Genomic DNA, 16,462 nt, shown 5'->3' on the forward strand with positions numbered 1-16,462 from the left:
AGATCAATTAACCTTTAATAGGCTTTTAATATTTCTTGGTAGCCAACACGATAATTAGGATACAACCATTTAAACCCAGTTTCTCTCAGACGATCGTGTCGAATGCGTTTGCTATCACGATGAATATTAGCGGTCGTTATCTCTTTAATATCCAGCTGCTGATGAAGCCAGCTAAGAATGTCATATAAAGCGGCCGGTTCAGTATCGGTCAGATTGTAGATGTCTTCTGGCTGATAACCCTGATGGCGGCGTTGAATCAGGTGTAGCACTGCTCGAGCGGCATCATCAACATGAATACGATTGGTATAAATGGGTGTGTCTATAGGCGGTAAAATACCCTGCTGCGCTTGGCGTATTAGAAAATAACGCCCGGGTCCATAGATCCCTGATGGGCGCAAAAGGGTCACAGGATGGCCGGAGTTTAACCACAGATTTTCAGCCTCCAAAAGCACTTTGGCCGTTTCTCTAACAGGGTTTCTTTCCGAGGTTTCATCCACCCACTCCCCTGCTGATTGACCGTAAACACCTGTCGAAGAGATCAGCCAAACATGCGTGTGAGGATAGTGGCTTAACGCCTTAAGTGCCTGATGCGCGACATCCACATAGGCTTGTCGATAAGCCGTTTCATTCGATCCATTAGGGGAAAGGCAGAGCACAACATCATCAGGAATACAGGGTAACTCAGGCCAGGGTTGAGACGCATCATGCTGAATAAGTTGAACATGATCAGGGGCTGCTTGCCCTCTCCTCATCCCAAGTACTTTAAAATTCTGTTGAACCGCTAAATTAGCAATCCTTGCGCCCAAATCACCCAATCCAACCATTAAGAGTTTAAATTGTTCTGTCGTCTTTTGCATAGAACACCTTTAAAAAACGCTATACTTGAGTATGACACTATGAATAGGGTTTAATTCGTGTTTGGATTTCTAACTCATCAATAGGAAAGATCTATGATCAAGAAAGTTAATCTAGTTCTACTCACCCTGTTAATGCTTATGGGCAGTCTCACGCTGACTGGATGCAATACCGTAGAGGGTTTAGGCAAAGATATCCAGCGAGGTGGTGAGAAAATTGAACGTGCAGGTCGAAACTGATCAAGTAACGACTATTCTTGTTACAAACGTTCTAGTGACATTTAGGGAGTCAGTTTCAACTCTCCGACTTCTTCAATATTGATCATCGGCAGCAAGCGTCCGGCATCCAGTCGGGCGCTGAAGCTATAATTGACACTGCTGCGTTGTGTGTTGCTGAAAAGATCACCGAGTAACCTGGCACTACCAAACAGGTCAGGGCTGGCCTGAATCATAAAATCAGCTTGTCCATAGGCAGGTACTGTGGGTATATCTGGCGTTGCACCACTGAGGATACGAAAACCCTCAATTTCAACCGCATAGGTCATTCCTCGAAAAGGGAGTGCAACACGATTGGGGTTAATAATTTGAATGCCAATATCAAAGCGAGGAGCTAGCCCAACCGTATTCGGTGCTAACGCGAAAGAGGTGATATTGACCTGAGGCTTCTGGTAAGTGCTAGAAAGCGATGCACAACCGCCCACAACAAAAATAAGTAATAAACCTAGCGGCAACCAAAGTGCTTTCTTCATGCTCCATTCCCTTAAAATCGATCATTTACAACAGAACTCTAACAGATCCATTCTGAGTTTAAGCTGAATGTCCTAGCTACTTGGTATCATCAAACCAGGGTAACGATTGCTTTATCATGTTTACCAATTTGGGAACTGCAACAAATCGAATGCTGTAAGCAATCGCTAAACCACCAATAATCGCTAAAAACATCCCCATACCTACCCGGAACATCAATGCAGTAAAGAATGCAGTTAGAATAGCAGTCACTATCTCTTCTAAATGAGTTTGTATCCAACGTTTGTTATTCGATTCCATGGGATTACCTTTTCTGTTTTTTGTAGGGTTGAATGAGACAAAGTGTTATAATTTATCTATTGATACAGGAGTATTTTGAATGCAAATCGACAAAGATTTGAACAAGACTAAAGAATCCAAAATTCTAAAAGCCGTTGCAAGTTCATCAGCAATTGAATCAGGCGAATCCGTTCAGAAAATTGAAGAGCGCCTTTTGAAGCAAAAAAGCAAATTTAATCATTTGCAGTTAGCAAACTAACTTTCCAATAACGTATCTCTAATCAGCTTCTCTAAGTGGACGTAATCAGCATTAACGCCTGCTTGTATCGATTTAAAGTAAAACTCTTTGTGCCGTTCAAATAGACTATAATCCAAAGGGCCTCTATTGGCTTCAGAACACATCACATCCATTAAAAGTCGAGAGATTCGACCATTCCCCTCTCGAAACGGATGGATCAGAATAAACTCTACATGACTTCTCGCTAAAAAACTAACTAAGGCACGCTCGTCAAGCAGACTGATTTGATTAAAGTTGGTAAGAAAATCCTTTTCAAACTGAGTAACTAACTGAGGTAGATTGGAGGCTGCAGCAAAAGGAAATCCTCCTTTCGACATGTTGACACTCCTCAGCCTTCCCGCCCACTCGTAGAGTGGGCCAAGCCACTGACGATGCCAATCACAGATATGCTGAAACGATAATTCGGTTCTGCCAACCTGATTAAAAACCTTTTCATACAGCTTAAGTAATAATACTGCTTCTGCTTCATTGATATCTTCTTGAGTTTTGATTCCCAGTTTATTGCGAAGAACCTGCTCATTAGATCCAGGTTCATACTCAACTTGAGGGCTTTCAATCAGATATTTCATTACATTATTTCATGGCGATCTAAACCACCACCTCAGCCAAGTTACCCTTACTCTCTAGCCAGGCTTTGCGATCACCGGAGCGTTTTTTGGCTAACAGCATATCCATCAATTCGTTCGTGTCATCGTCAACATCGATGGTTAACTGCACCAGACGTCGGGTATCCGGAGACATGGTTGTTTCGCGAAGCTGTAGGGGGTTCATCTCACCCAAACCTTTAAAGCGCTGCACACCGATTTTTGCGTTGCGACGCTCTGCACGAATACGGTCGATGATGGCGTCTCGCTCGTCATCATCAAGGGCATAGAACACTTCTTTTGCCACATCGATACGATAGAGTGGTGGCATCGCAACATAGACGTGACCCGCTGCGACCAGTGGACGGAAGTGTTGGACAAACAAAGCACACAACAACGTAGCGATATGAAGACCGTCGGAGTCAGCATCGGCAAGAATACAGATTTTGTTGTAGCGCAGACCATCGAGCTTTTCAGAACCAGGATCGACACCGATGGCAACGGAAATATCATGTATCTCTTGAGAAGCCAGCACTTCACTGGAATCCACTTCCCAAGTATTCAGAATTTTGCCACGCAGCGGCATGATCGCTTGAAACTCTCGATTACGTGCCTGTTTAGCAGAGCCCCCTGCCGAGTCACCCTCGACCAAGAAAAGTTCGGATCTATCTGCATCGGCACCGGAACAGTCTGCCAGTTTGCCTGGTAATGCAGGGCCTTGTGTCACCTTCTTGCGCACCACTTTTTTGTTGCTACGCATACGACGCTGAGCATTGCTGATCACCAACTCTGCAATTTTTTCGCCTTCTTCGACATGTTTGTTCAGCCACAACGAAAAGGCATCTTTGACCGCTCCCGAAATAAACGCAGCGATGCCACGAGATGACAAGCGCTCTTTGGTTTGTCCAGAGAACTGTGCATCACGCATTTTTGCCGACAGGATATAGCAGCACTTATCCCAGATATCATCAGGCGCCAGCTTGACACCTCGTGGAAGCAGATTGCGTATTTCACAGAACTCACGCATCGCCTCTAAAAGCCCCGTGCGCAGTCCATTAACATGCGTACCACCTTGTGCGGTGGGTATCAGGTTTACGTAACTTTCAGCTGTCACTTCTCCGCCATCAGCCAACCATTGAATGGCCCAATCCACGGCATCTTCTTGTCCGGTCAGACTTCCGGTAAAGGGCTCGGATGGCAAAGTATCCCATACCTGCGTGGTACCTTTCAGGTAAGCTTCTAAGCCTTCTTCATAGAACCACTCTTCCTGTTCCTTTTTGCCACCGGTCATATCGGTAAAGGTGACTTTCAGGCCAGGACATAACACCGCTTTGGCACGCAGGATGTGCTTTAAGCGTGACAAGCTAAATTTAGGTGAATCAAAGTATTTGGGATCAGGAGTAAAGCGAACGGTGGTGCCAGTATTGCGTTTGCCGCAAGTGCCGATCACTTCAAGCTCAGAAACCTTTTCACCATCCGCAAAACCGATACGATGGACTTGTCCATCTCGGCGTATTTCAACGTGCAATAACTTGGAAAGCGCATTCACCACCGACACACCGACACCGTGTAAACCACCGGAGAAGGTATAGTTATCGTTATTGAATTTACCACCGGCATGTAATCGTGTCAGAATCAGTTCAACACCACTGACACCTTCTTCGGGATGAATATCCACCGGCATCCCACGACCATCATCGGTCACGGACAAAGATCCATCTTCATACAGCACAACATCGATCTGCTTCGCATGACCGGCTAACGCTTCATCGACCGAGTTATCGATCACCTCTTGGGCAAGATGGTTTGGCCGATCCGTTTCAGTGTACATACCGGGACGGCGTTTAACGGGATCTAATCCACTGAGAACTTCAATCGCTTCAGCGTTATATTGCTTGGTCATGCAGGTTCCTGTTCAGTTACTGGCAGCTTCAGGTAAAGAAATCACGGGTGGCAGCGCTACACGGCCCTCGGCAAACGCTAGTATCGCTGGAATTAAACGATCAAAGGCTTCAAATCCATGACTGCCACCTGGTTGCACATACTGCACCGATTGCGCATATTTTTCCACTGCTTCGCGATAATCCAGTGTTTCGTCAGCGGTTTGTACCAGTAATAGAAATTGTTCAGGGCGTTTAATGTGATCCAACTTGATCGCGGTTAACTGCGCCAGATGCTCACGGGTAAGATGGTATTTTTCATGGGTGTAGATATTTTCGTTCTCACCCAACCACTCAGCTAACAAACGATCCGGATTGACGGCAGGGTTAACTAATACACATTTGAGTTGCGGGAACTGATCACAAAGCCAGGTCGAATAAAATCCGCCTAATGAGCTGCCGATTAAGGTAATCGATCGATCTGACGCAGCTTCAATGATCAAGGTCAATTGACGTATGGCATCTTTAGGCCAGTGCGACAGTTTTGGGACTAATAGATCTGCTGGCGCATCTGACTGAGCCAGTGTTTCTGTTAATACTCTGGCTTTCCATGAATCTGGCGAGCTATTAAATCCATGCACATAGATCAACAGAGGCTTATGACTTGAGGACATCAACACACTTCCTTAACGATGGCAGGAAAGATTAGCAATCTGGATCGACGCGTTCAAGATGAGCATCCACACGACCATCAGGCCAGAGTTGATACCAGCGAAAACCAGGCCAAGCATCAGGCTGTTTCACTTCAATCTGAACACTGTCGGTATCAGGACAAAACTGAGCTGCGGTAGACGGTGCTGACCAAACATGAGTCTGTCGATGTTGCCATGTCAGAGCCTGATGAAGATGACCGCAAATCACCGCTTTACAACTAGACTGACGCTCTATGACCGACCAAAACGCATTGGCGTTGGCCAGCATAATGTCATCTTGCCAAGCGGTTCCGCTGGCTAAGGGGTTATGATGTAAAGCAACCAACGTATGCTTAGACTGTTGATATAACTGTCGTTTTAAGAAATCTAAGGTGTTATGCGATAAGCTTCCCGAACCCCGACCATCGGGCGAGTCATTAGAGTCGAGGCTGAGTAATTGCCAGGCACCCCAATCTAAGACCGGCTGAAACAAATCAGGAGCCGCTTGATTCATCACCTTAAGATCATCGTGATTACCGGCGATCCAATGGGTTGACAGCTGCAAAGGGGCAACCAAATCCAGCAACTCTTGGTAAATGCTGGCATCACCATGATGAACAAGATCACCGGTTAAGAGTAGATGATCAAACTGAATGGGTAAGTGTTGAATATGTTGAACCAGTGTTGAAAGCGTTTGCCGCGGATCAACACCTCGAAATAGGTCGCCTTTCGTGGGTGTAATATGGCAGTCGCTAAGTTGTAACAGCCGGATAGGTTTCATAACACTTCTATGTGTTCACGCGCGCAGCCAAAACGAAGGCACTGGTTCAACCACTCAGCCAAGAATTGATTGAGCTGATACTTCTCATCTGGCTGGTGCATCTGTTCATTGGGGTAGTGATACACACCACTCAACTGACGACGACGTGTGCAGACCACTTCAGCCATACGGGCATCGTGATAAAGCCGCACGACAATATCGGGGGACTCCAGCCAAGGTGATCCACCTGTTTGTGTTTGTTGCATGACCACCGTACTGGTATAGCGAAACGCTTCTTCAACCCACAAGGAAACCTGCACTTCACGCGCTTGATAATTAAGCGAAAACTGCCGACGTGCCGACGCTTGCATCTCAGGTAGCAAACGTAAGATGCGGCCATAGTTGAGTTGGCATATCGCCATCTGTTGTGTCAGGTCAGGTACATATTTGCGTTTCATTTACTGCATACACTCAAGTCCACGCTGATGGACAGTTTGATAATTGATACAAAGCCATTGCACCGCAATCAAAATCGCCGCATTGTCCAAGCGACCTTGATGCATTAATTCGAATACGTCTTTAACAGCCAGACAGTGTACTCGTATATCTTCCCCCTCTTCTGCTAGACCATGAAGCCCCTGAGCATCGGAAGAATCTACAAAACCATACAGCAGATGAATCCATTCATCCATACCACCCGGACTGGGCAGATAGCCTTGTATTGGCTGTAAATGATGAACGTGCAAGCCAGACTCTTCAAGGGTTTCTCTTTCTGCGACTGCTTCAGGCGTTTCACCCTCTTCAATCATGCCAGCCACCAACTCTAACAACCATGGGCCGTTAGGGGCCTGTAAAGCACCCGCTCGAAACTGTTCAATCAGTACTAAGGTTTCTTTAATGGGATCAAACAACAACACCGTCACCGCACTGCCACGTCGAAACATTTCTCGCTTAACCGTTAAGGTGTCACCCTTGAAGGTTGCATGTGTGATGGTGAGTTCGTGCATACGAAAAAAGCCGTGAAAAACACAGCGATCCTTTTCTAACACTGCATCTTTAGCACTAAATTCAGGCCTCCAACCTATCATATTCGCTCCTAATCTCTGAGTGCATGTCGTTCGAATTCATCAATAGGCACAGGATAACCAAACAAGTATCCCTGATATCCTGGACAACGATGCTCAATCAAAAATTGTCGCTGTGCCTCTGTTTCGACACCTTCAGCAACCACACATAAGTTTAGCTCACTGGCCAAACTTAGAATAATTCGAGTAATAGCGGCATCGTTTGCATCATCCGGAAGGCCATCAATAAAGCAATGATCTATTTTTAACTGATCTAAAGGCAATTGCTTAATATAAGCTAAGGATGAGTATCCGGTACCAAAGTCATCTAGGGAGAAGCTGATTCCTTGTTCTTTAAGATGTCTCATACGCTCAATAGCGAAATCTATATCATCCAATAGCACGCTTTCTGTTAATTCCAACTTAAGGCGATTTTTAGGGACATTAAGCTGATACATCATATGCAATAGATCCTCCGCGAAAGAGGTTTGCTTAAATTGATGTGCACTAATATTGACCGAGAGAGTTAACTCGTTAAACAACTCCAAGGCTGACCATCGTGATAACTGACGACAAGATTCTTCTAAAACCCATCGGCCCAACGGCAAAATTAACCCTGTGGATTCGGCTACAGGAATAAATTCAGCGGGAGATATCAAGCCTTTGCTAGGATGCTGCCAGCGAACCAGTACTTCCGCACCGATCAATTGACCGGCTGTATTGACTTGAGGTTGATAAAAGAGAACCAGTTGTTGCTGTTGGATCGCAACACGCAGTTCACTTTCAATCAAGGCTTTGGCGGCAATAGACTCCTGCATCTGAGGGTCGAAGAAAAAGATTCGATCGCGTCCCGATTCTTTAGCTTTGTACATTGCCAAATCTGCTTGTTTAAGAAGTTCCTCTACCACGGCTTCTTTTCGGGTTAACGCGACGCCGATACTTGCCGTGATAAAATAGTGTTGATCTTCCAGTTGGTACTCTATGCGCAGTGAAGACAACAGCTTATCAGCAACCAGCTGTGCCTTTTCAGCGACCTCCTGTTTATCATTGCCAAGAGAAGCAAGCATGATGACAAACTCATCACCGCCAAAACGTGCCACGGTATCCTCATCTCGAAGGCTCAGCTTAATTCGGCTGGCCACCTGTCGAAGCAATTCATCGCCCATATCATGACCTAAGGTGTCATTAAGGGTTTTAAAATTATCAAGATCGATAAACAGCAATGCTCCAAGTTCATTATTGCGTTGATTGTGTTTCAACTGCTGATGTAAGCGATCAATTAATAAACGTCGATTCGCCAAACCCGTTAAGGTGTCATGAAATGCGAGGTGTCGAATATTGCTTTCACTCTCAATCAATTCTTCTGCTTTGCGTTTTAAGGCCTCACGCTGAGAGGCTAACTCTTCATGATAGGCTTGAAACAGAGTGGATGACCATCGAGAGAAAAGTAGAGAAGCAATCACGGCGACAAAAAACGCAAAAGCAACAAGAGTTAAATAGGTTTTTAATTGATTCGGTGAGCTTTCTTTAAACGTATCTATCTCATTTTGAAGAATGCTGCTGACCTCATCTTCAAAGATGGTAGAAATTAATATCCAGTTCCAATAACCCGCAGGCTGAACCAAGGCAAGCTTCCAACGTTCTTCTCCGGTTTCTGCGTTGGACCATAGGTACCGGATAAAACCACCACCTGCTTCAGCCGTAGTTAACATTAATGAAATAGCTTCACGTTCTATTTGTCGTTGCTGATCAACAGGTAAGAGTTCTAAGTGACGGCTATCCAGTGAGAGTAACACTTTACCTTGGTCGTCTATAACGGCGGTATAACCCGTTTCACCAATGAGTTGATTACGAATCTGCCTTAATACATGATATTGAAGCTTCATCTCCCACTCGTAGGTGTAATCACCGGCACCAATCAACCAATCATACGGGGCAAAGTACCTGACATACGCGAGCTTATCAGCCATTTGCTCTGGATTATCTGGACGATACCAACGATAAGAAGAAAAGCCTTGCCCTATGGGTTTTTCGGCAGCCTCAATCAAGCCTTGCATGATAAAGTGACCCGTATCATCCTGATTATCTGGTAATAATAATCCTTCATATTCAGGCGCCGTTGGCAACAAAATAAATCGACCGGTCATTTCATCAATAAAATAGTAGCCTCGCCCATCAAAAAATCGTAAAGGTCGCAAGGTTTCAATGATTAGAGACTGCAAGGCTTCAGGCTCCATGTGCTCTCGTTGCTGCTGATACAACTTGGTTGCAGTATCTAATGCAAGGTCAACTACCTCGATGAGCCTCTGGCGCAGCTCTACTTCTTTTTGCGCCTGGGTATACTCAATATCATTGAGAATCGTGGTCATTTCCCTTTGAAGACGTTGTTGCACTTGATCAAACAATAAGGTTTCGATGCGTTGAATCGAGTCATGATGATCCTGAATTTTCTGCCAACTAAAAAAACCAGACAAAAAAACCGTCAGTAACAGAACAACGAGCAGAGTGCCCGCAAGATGAAGACGAGGAAGGGTTCGGGATTTATCGGTAAGCTGCATACTACTTAAACCTGCAGTTATATAAATACCATCATAATACGATTTGAGATATACGGATACGCTTTACGTCAGCATATCGACTGATTGCATAAAGTGCCTGAGTTGAGCGATCTCTTCAGGCCAGATTTCCGGTTCAATCGTTTCTAGAATTAACGGCATTTTCTCGAAGCGTGCATCTTGCATCAGATAGCGGAACACCTCCCAACCGATTTCACCTTGACCTAAGGAGTGATGACGATCTACGCGACTCCCCAATGCCCCTTTCGAATCATTCAAATGCATCGCTTTCAGGTAGTCGAAGCCGACAATACGATCAAACTCGGCAAAGGTTGCTTCACAGGCTTCTTGAGTACGAAGATCATAGCCCGCCGCAAAAATATGGCAGGTATCGATACAAACGCCGACACGGGATTTATCGTCGACCTGATCAATAATTTCTGCGAGGTGTTCAAATCGATGACCTAAATTACTACCCTGTCCGGCGGTAGCTTCTATCACCGCAACTACCTCTTCTGTTTCAGCGATGGCGAGATTAATAGACTTAGCAATCTTGGCTAAGCATTCAGTTTCACTGATTTCACGCAGATGACTCCCGGGATGAAAATTCAGCCATACTAAGCCGAGCTGCTCACATCGTTGCATCTCATCCAAAAACGCAGCTCGCGACTTAGCTAGGGCATCAGCATCTGGATGACCTAAATTAATCAAATAACTGTCGTGAGGTAAAATCTGCTCTGGCTTAAAGCCCTGTTGTTCACAACGCTGCTTGAACAGTTCAATACTCTTTTTCGTCAGGGGTTTAGCTTCCCAACGCCGTTGATTCTTCGTAAAAAGTGCAAAGGCATTGGCACCTATCTCTTGAGCATTATTCGGAGCATTTTCCACTCCACCTGAAGCACTTACGTGAGCACCTATCCAGTATTCAGCCAAACCTATTTCTCCTAGTGTATTCATGACAATTTGTGTCTTTACAGCATCGTCTGCGAGTGAGATGCTGCTATTTTACCCGACAATCGCAGGATCTTCTCATGTCTATCGAAGGCGCCATTGCCTATTTTATCGCCATCTTTATTTTCGCGATCACGCCTGGCCCTGGTATTTTTGCCTTACTCGCTCGCGGTATGAGTAGTGGTTTTAAAAGTTGCATACCCTTGGCGGCAGGCATGACTTTGGGTGATTTACTCTACTTAACCCTTGCCTTTTTTGGCCTTGCTGCACTGGCCGAGCATTTGAATGAAGTCTTTACTGTCATCCGCCTAGTCGGGGCGGCATATTTACTGTGGTTGGGTTGGAAAATGTGGACCACACCTATCTCGCTTGCGGCTATCACTGAAGATAAAAGCCGTATCGGTTTCATCAAGAGCTTTTTGCAAGGCTTCTTGATTTCATCCTCCAACCCTAAAGTGATTCTGTTTTACATCGCTTTCTTACCCAGTTTTATCGACCTCACTCGCCTTGATCGCTCTGATTTAGTCTTAGTGAGCAGCCTGACGATTGCCGCGTTAATGGCTGGATTACTGCTCGTTGCGGGCGGAATAGCGACAGCACGTCAACTTTTCCGCTCAGAACGCTCTATGAAAGTGATCAACCGCAGTGCCGGTTCGTTAATGGTAGCGGCTGGGCTGTATTTAGCAGGCAAGAGCTGAGAGCCAAGAGCCAATGTGTACAACACACCATCTCTCAGCATTTAGCTAATTTATAAACCTATTGATATGGGCGTTTTTCGTACGAACCTTGAAGCCTTTAATGGTCTTTTTGATTTGTGTCCGTAACGTACACGATTTGCTCTCCTAGATTTCATAAAGCTCTAGCACAGCGGCACGAATGAAGTGAGTGTCGGGTGCCTCAGGCACGAACTGCTGCGGCTTGTTATGCAGCTGTAAGCTGAACCTTTTGCACCTTATCTAAACTTAACTTTTTACCAGCATGCCACAAATCATAAGCATCCTGCATAGCCAACCAACTTTCTGGGCTTCTACCCAAAGCTTTAGATAGACGAAGGGCCATTTCTGGGCTTATGCCACTTTGACACCTCAAGATTCGATTGAGTGTAGATGGCGAAACATCTAATTTTTCCGCAAGATATCGACAACTCAAACCAAAAGGTTCCATATAGGTTGCCAAAATAAATTCTCCAGGATGGACTGGATTAAACATTATAGACATCAGTGATAATCCTCATAATCTAGCAGATACACATGACCATCACGAAATTCAAAGGTCAAACGCCAATTGCCACTGACCGTTATTGACCAAATACCCTTGCGATCACCTTTTAGCGGATGCAATTTGTATCCTGGAATGTCGAGATCTGAAACTTCCATCGCAGTATTCAAGGCGGTTAATTGCATACGCAATCTGGTCGCATGTTTTACCTGAATGCCTCGCGTACTTCCTGTTTCGAAGTAAAGCTTCAGTCCTTTGTGCTTGAAAGTTCTAATCATGTATTGAGTGTAGCGCAATGCGCAACAGTGTCAAGCTACATAACGCCTGTCATCACAGGTGATAAAGCCTAAGCGGAGGTTTTGGCATCCAATGCACGGCTTGGTTATGCAGCATGTAGCGGTTTGATTCGATCCACTTCTTCCTTGATCGACTGCGCGGCAGTCCAAAGATCAACAGACCGCTGTGCATTCAGCCAGAATTCCGGTGAATTACCAAACAAACGGGCAAGCCGGAGCGCCATTTCAGGGCTAACAGCACGACGCTCGCGCAGTAATTCATTCACTGACTGACGAGAGACACCCAAAGATTCGGCCAACCCCGAAACCGTCAGACCATAGTCCGGAAGAAAATCTTCCCTCAGCATTTCGCCAGGATGAGTGGGTTTGCGCTGCATACCAGTCGTATTAGGAATAGCCATATCATCACCTCACTCAGTGGTAGTCACACACTTCGACTTCATACGCATCACCATCTTCAAAACGAAAACAGATACGCCACTGATCATTGATTGAAATTGCGTGCTGCCCCTGCCTGTTTCCCGACAGCGAGTGAAGGCGATTGCCGGGCGGCACTTTCAAATCCTCTAGCTGTGCGGCCAGATCCACGTATTCAAGTTTTCTAGCAGCTCTCGGTGCAACATCCGCAGGAAATTTCTTTGACTTACCCTTGGAATAGAGTTCTTGGGTTCGTTTGTCAGCAAAGGATTTGATCATGAAATATAGTGTACTTCGTCACGTGACACTTGTCAATTAGGCGTGAGAATAACTGCATAACGCCCGGCACACGTGCCGATTTGTAGCCGCAGAGCGGAGGAAAATCGGTCACTGTGCTGCCGTTTGTTAGGCCTTATTAAGGTGAGGCTCATACGCAGCCTCGAATTGCGGAAGGTCGTCATTGATAGACCACCAATTAGCTTTAGAGCCTGTATAGAAATGCGCCACTGGCCTTACGGACAAAGGCTCATTTATCAGTCCCACTCTTATCCGTAGCACGCCCGGCAGTGCGTCTTTTTTGCTGTAGATCGGCGAACCGCACACGTTACAAAAAACTCGCTGCTTGCCAGGCGATGCCTCAAAAGATTTCAGTAGTTCAGCGCCACTATCAAGCTGGAAAGCAGTTGCTTTGACGGGTGAGTTGGTGGCGAAGGCAATACCCTGCGCCTTTCGGCACTGAGAGCAGTGACAGACTTGAATTGGCTCTAGCTCATCCAAAATTTTGAAGCGGACTCCACCGCACAAGCAATTACCCGTGTACAAAATGCTCTCCTTGTCTTTGCCTAACGCCGCGCTCTGCGGCAAATTTGGAGCGCAGCGGAAATTTGTCCGGCAGCAGCGCTTTGTTATGCCTGAGATCTATCAACATTTTTTTGCAATCTTCTTCTTAACTCGTCAGATAGATCAATCTCATATGGAATACGATCAAACTCTTCAAATGCATCAAGAAGATATTGAGCGTATTCATAAGATGTTGTGCCCATGCTAAATCCGCCACACATAATGGAGTTGATCAATGCGTCTGCGTAAGGCTGTGTTGCGGCTACTTTCTGCAACTCGAAGTATCGCCGATATACGATATCCATTATGTATTTTTTAAACCTATCCGAAAGCGCATCAGTCATCAGTATCTGTTTGACTACTTGACCAAGTGCCAACATGCTACTTTTAGGTATGTTCCCATTTTCGTGGTGTGCCGATGTTGTTTCTAGTGCAACGTTCTCTTGATCCAACGGAAGATGGTCAACAGCAGAGGCCCACTTACAAAGACAAGACGTTATTTCATAGAGTGCATAATGGTATTTAGTAGGCCACTCTGCATAAAAGTCGACCAGTTTCTCGTTGGGATCTAAATTTCTTACAATACGTTCAACAAAATGCGTAAAGTAGTAAAGCCACATATGCCATTGTATGTTCTGATACAAAGCGCTTGTGACCATGATGTCGAAAAATCTAATTCCCACCAGAAGCTTTGAATCCCACTGGCCCTCCTCAAAAAAATCACCCATTGGTTCGTTATATGGGTCAGGTAAGGAGCTACTGTACAACTTATCTAGATGGGCAATAACAAATTCCCCAATAGGCTTATATACCCCGTATCTTTTAGCAACCTTGCAATCTTCGAATAAGCAATTGAGGAGCCGGTTTCTTTTAGGGAGAGCATAACGATCTCGGCCCACAAGGTTCTGATTGTTACGCACTTCATGGTACAAAACGCTTTTTGTATCTTCTGCCAAGTATTTTAGGTACGTATCTACAAACTCATTATTCTCGTGAAATTCATATGGGAATATTTGCAACGCGAAATATGGCCTTATTTCAGAAATTGCTTTGACTGTATTTCTGTTTATCAACACCTCATGAACAATTTCTTTTGCGACCTCCTTTTCTCTTTCATAGGTTGGAAATAATCGAACCAACAGCCTAGAGCACTTCCTTAGGAGGGTATGGATTATATCACGCCCCATTGATTCACTTTTTTTGGTAGAACCATCTAACTCAGAAATCAATGATCGAATATCTGGATAGTCTCTTGAATGCCGTTGAAAATAGGCCTAGAGTCTTGAGAGTACGAAGCGCCCATTATATATACGTGCAACATGGTTGATATTTCTCTCGATCAACGAGAATAGCTCAGAGTATTTTTTCTCACGCGAAAGCTCAAAAACATATTCCCTGAATTTAACAACGTTAGATCTAGAGAGCCGTCTAATACGCAGGTAAACGTATAAAGCTAGGGACATTAGCAGGATGACTAAAAATGAAGCATTAGAAGGCGTGATTGACCATCTAGAAAGATTTAAACTTGGCGTAAGTCCCAAGGATCTAAATGTCTGGTAGAACTGCAAATACAGAATAGACGCCACGGTGATTAGCAGTATTCCCATCCAACCTTTCCAAATCGAAGAGATATCTCTAACCGTCTTACCCTAGGAACAATTGCATACACTGCGACAAATAAACCCGCAACTGTTATCAGGCTATCTAGGTTCACACACTACCTCTCAAAGGGGCATAACATTTTTCATTCTGTGCATGCGCGTTTTGTCATTCTTGATAAACGCAACAAAACTAAACATCCATTTGATTTTTGTAAACTATTAGAAAATGCAGACAGGTTCAACAAAAATCAATCCAAGCATGCACACTTTGCTTTGAGTGCATGCCTCATATCTCAAAAATAACCATTTCAAACCATTGAATTATAAAACTAAAAATAATTCACACAGTGATAATCAAGCATTAACACTCCCCTAAACGAGCACTTGATAGATTAAAGATAGAAAGAATACGTATCTAGTGTTGACGAATCAGCTCAGAAAAAGTCTGCTCTTGAGGATTAACAGAAGCTGAAATCCTTCCTTTTGCCCTTAACAACGAGATATCAACACCTTGTTCTAACCATCCTTTTTCTTGTGCAAACTCATCACCAAAACCGGGAAGTAACACTCGATAATCAAACATATGCCGAGAAAAGCGATAGTCGGGATCATGCTTCAGCAAACTAGTCACGCAGTTATGTAGCAAGGTGTTGTAGAAGGCTGGCTGTTGATTGAGCGTTTGTGTCTCTTCCATCAGGCTGTTAAATAAATAGTGTTGATGCTCGATGGGCAAGGTCAGTGGATAAAGGTATACCTTCTCACCACGCACATAACTTCTTAAGCCAATAATATCTTCTTCTGTGCCGAGCACATTGATTCGCTGATAGTTCCGAAACAAGCCCTTGAGCGGACTGTATCTTTGCTCAGGTCGTATCCTTGCTTCTACTGATACCACAAGAAAAACAGAATCACTCTTTGCATCTGGGTTTGCAAATTCAAAGCTTAAAAAAGCATGTGCGAAACCGTAACCGGCAAAGTGAGATAAACCTAACCAAACGCCTATTAACTGATCTAAGGAATATTCTTGAGTAAGGTAGTTGGCTGATGTTACTGAACCTTCATGATCATAGAGAAAGTCACGGATATTACTAACTTTATAGCGATCAGCAACGAGTTCAACACTGGGTAGTTGGGCCTGAAGAGGATGCCACTCACCTTCATGAGACGGCTTCTTGACAATAATCCAGATAAGCAAGATCAAGAATAAAGCAATGAAAATCCATTTCTTTGTCATTAACACGAGAATACTCACCTGAACATAATAATGACAAATCATAGCACAGTGATTGCGCTGAATAGAAATCGAGTAGGGTGAGGAGTTACCTCCTCATCCCTCTCACAGAACCGTGCGTACGGGCCTCGTACACGGCTCATGCTACCCACTATCCCAATTCAGGGACTAAGATACCCGTCCTTACCTTCGATA

The 16,462-nt window shown here is 44.7% G+C and carries 21 protein-coding genes; 3 read left to right on the plus strand and 18 right to left on the minus strand.

Annotation, left to right across the window (positions count from 1 at the left end; all coding sequences use genetic code 11):
- Positions 1-14: 14 nt before the first annotated feature.
- A complete protein-coding gene (locus F7R24_RS07475; RefSeq protein ID WP_151670615.1) occupies positions 15-857 on the minus strand; it encodes an NAD-dependent epimerase/dehydratase family protein in 843 nt (280 codons plus the stop codon).
- 93 nt (positions 858-950) lie between these two features.
- Between F7R24_RS07475 and F7R24_RS07480 the strand changes: the two genes are divergently transcribed.
- On the plus strand, positions 951-1,094 hold the full coding sequence (locus F7R24_RS07480; protein WP_151670616.1) for an entericidin A/B family lipoprotein: 144 nt from the start codon (positions 951-953) through the stop codon (positions 1,092-1,094).
- A 41-nt stretch (positions 1,095-1,135) separates the two neighbouring features.
- Here the strand turns inward: F7R24_RS07480 and F7R24_RS07485 are convergent, their stop codons facing one another.
- Positions 1,136-1,603: an LEA/WHy family protein gene (locus F7R24_RS07485; protein WP_151670617.1), complete on the minus strand. Its 468-nt coding sequence runs from the start codon at positions 1,601-1,603 to the stop codon at positions 1,136-1,138.
- A gap of 76 nt (positions 1,604-1,679) precedes the next feature.
- Entirely contained in the window at positions 1,680-1,901 is a 222-nt protein-coding gene (locus F7R24_RS07490) for a hypothetical protein (protein WP_151670618.1), read from the minus strand.
- A gap of 79 nt (positions 1,902-1,980) precedes the next feature.
- On the opposite strand from F7R24_RS07490, the gene F7R24_RS14620 reads away from it, so the two are divergent.
- Complete coding sequence (locus F7R24_RS14620; RefSeq protein WP_168926793.1) at positions 1,981-2,139, plus strand: hypothetical protein; 159 nt, start codon at positions 1,981-1,983, stop codon at positions 2,137-2,139.
- On the opposite strand, the gene F7R24_RS07495 is transcribed toward F7R24_RS14620, so the two are convergent.
- The 8 genes from F7R24_RS07495 to nfo form a co-directional block, all read right to left on the minus strand.
- Positions 2,136-2,747, minus strand: coding sequence for a Fic/DOC family protein (locus F7R24_RS07495; protein ID WP_151670619.1), 612 nt, complete (start codon positions 2,745-2,747; stop codon positions 2,136-2,138). The genes F7R24_RS14620 and F7R24_RS07495 overlap by 4 nt on opposite strands.
- A gap of 19 nt (positions 2,748-2,766) precedes the next feature.
- Complete coding sequence (gene parE / locus F7R24_RS07500) at positions 2,767-4,665, minus strand: DNA topoisomerase IV subunit B (protein ID WP_151670620.1); 1,899 nt, start codon at positions 4,663-4,665, stop codon at positions 2,767-2,769.
- A 12-nt stretch (positions 4,666-4,677) separates the two neighbouring features.
- Positions 4,678-5,316, minus strand: coding sequence for a YqiA/YcfP family alpha/beta fold hydrolase (locus F7R24_RS07505; RefSeq protein WP_151670621.1), 639 nt, complete (start codon positions 5,314-5,316; stop codon positions 4,678-4,680).
- A gap of 31 nt (positions 5,317-5,347) precedes the next feature.
- The gene (locus F7R24_RS07510) at positions 5,348-6,115 is read right to left on the minus strand and encodes a metallophosphoesterase (protein ID WP_151670622.1); all 768 of its coding nucleotides are present in this window, start codon (positions 6,113-6,115) and stop codon (positions 5,348-5,350) included.
- Positions 6,112-6,552 carry a DUF1249 domain-containing protein gene (locus F7R24_RS07515; protein ID WP_151670623.1) on the minus strand — a complete coding sequence of 147 codons (441 nt, stop codon included), beginning with the start codon at positions 6,550-6,552 and terminating at the stop codon, positions 6,112-6,114. Before F7R24_RS07515 ends, F7R24_RS07510 begins: the two co-directional genes overlap by 4 nt.
- Entirely contained in the window at positions 6,553-7,182 is a 630-nt protein-coding gene (locus tag F7R24_RS07520; protein WP_151670624.1) for an NUDIX domain-containing protein, read from the minus strand.
- An 8-nt stretch (positions 7,183-7,190) separates the two neighbouring features.
- Positions 7,191-9,716 (minus strand): bifunctional diguanylate cyclase/phosphodiesterase, encoded by a 2,526-nt coding sequence (locus F7R24_RS07525; protein WP_151670625.1) that lies wholly within the window; start codon positions 9,714-9,716, stop codon positions 7,191-7,193.
- A 63-nt stretch (positions 9,717-9,779) separates the two neighbouring features.
- Positions 9,780-10,670, minus strand: coding sequence for a deoxyribonuclease IV (gene nfo / locus F7R24_RS07530; RefSeq protein ID WP_151670626.1), 891 nt, complete (start codon positions 10,668-10,670; stop codon positions 9,780-9,782).
- A gap of 74 nt (positions 10,671-10,744) precedes the next feature.
- Between nfo and F7R24_RS07535 the strand changes: the two genes are divergently transcribed.
- Complete coding sequence (locus F7R24_RS07535; RefSeq protein WP_151670627.1) at positions 10,745-11,362, plus strand: LysE family translocator; 618 nt, start codon at positions 10,745-10,747, stop codon at positions 11,360-11,362.
- 223 nt (positions 11,363-11,585) lie between these two features.
- Here F7R24_RS07535 and F7R24_RS07540 read toward each other — a convergent pair whose 3' ends face one another.
- The 7 genes from F7R24_RS07540 to F7R24_RS07570 form a co-directional block, all read right to left on the minus strand.
- On the minus strand, positions 11,586-11,882 hold the full coding sequence (locus tag F7R24_RS07540) for a HigA family addiction module antitoxin (protein WP_151670628.1): 297 nt from the start codon (positions 11,880-11,882) through the stop codon (positions 11,586-11,588).
- Entirely contained in the window at positions 11,882-12,160 is a 279-nt protein-coding gene (locus F7R24_RS07545; protein ID WP_151670629.1) for a type II toxin-antitoxin system RelE/ParE family toxin, read from the minus strand. The genes F7R24_RS07540 and F7R24_RS07545 overlap by 1 nt, the downstream gene beginning before the upstream one ends.
- A 104-nt stretch (positions 12,161-12,264) precedes the next feature.
- Complete coding sequence (locus F7R24_RS07550) at positions 12,265-12,579, minus strand: HigA family addiction module antitoxin (protein ID WP_151670630.1); 315 nt, start codon at positions 12,577-12,579, stop codon at positions 12,265-12,267.
- 13 nt (positions 12,580-12,592) lie between these two features.
- Positions 12,593-12,874 carry a type II toxin-antitoxin system RelE/ParE family toxin gene (locus tag F7R24_RS07555; protein ID WP_151670631.1) on the minus strand — a complete coding sequence of 94 codons (282 nt, stop codon included), beginning with the start codon at positions 12,872-12,874 and terminating at the stop codon, positions 12,593-12,595.
- A gap of 126 nt (positions 12,875-13,000) precedes the next feature.
- Positions 13,001-13,417: a GFA family protein gene (locus F7R24_RS07560; protein WP_151670632.1), complete on the minus strand. Its 417-nt coding sequence runs from the start codon at positions 13,415-13,417 to the stop codon at positions 13,001-13,003.
- A gap of 83 nt (positions 13,418-13,500) precedes the next feature.
- Positions 13,501-14,622 (minus strand): hypothetical protein, encoded by a 1,122-nt coding sequence (locus F7R24_RS07565; protein WP_151670633.1) that lies wholly within the window; start codon positions 14,620-14,622, stop codon positions 13,501-13,503.
- Positions 14,623-15,451: 829 nt separating this feature from the next.
- A complete protein-coding gene (locus F7R24_RS07570) occupies positions 15,452-16,270 on the minus strand; it encodes a lipoprotein N-acyltransferase Lnb domain-containing protein (protein WP_168926794.1) in 819 nt (272 codons plus the stop codon).
- Between the last annotated feature and the right edge of the window lie 192 nt (positions 16,271-16,462).

The sequence above is a fragment of the Nitrincola schmidtii genome (assembly GCF_008973715.1).
In the GTDB taxonomy this organism is placed as follows: Bacteria; Pseudomonadota; Gammaproteobacteria; order Pseudomonadales; family Balneatricaceae; genus Nitrincola; species Nitrincola schmidtii.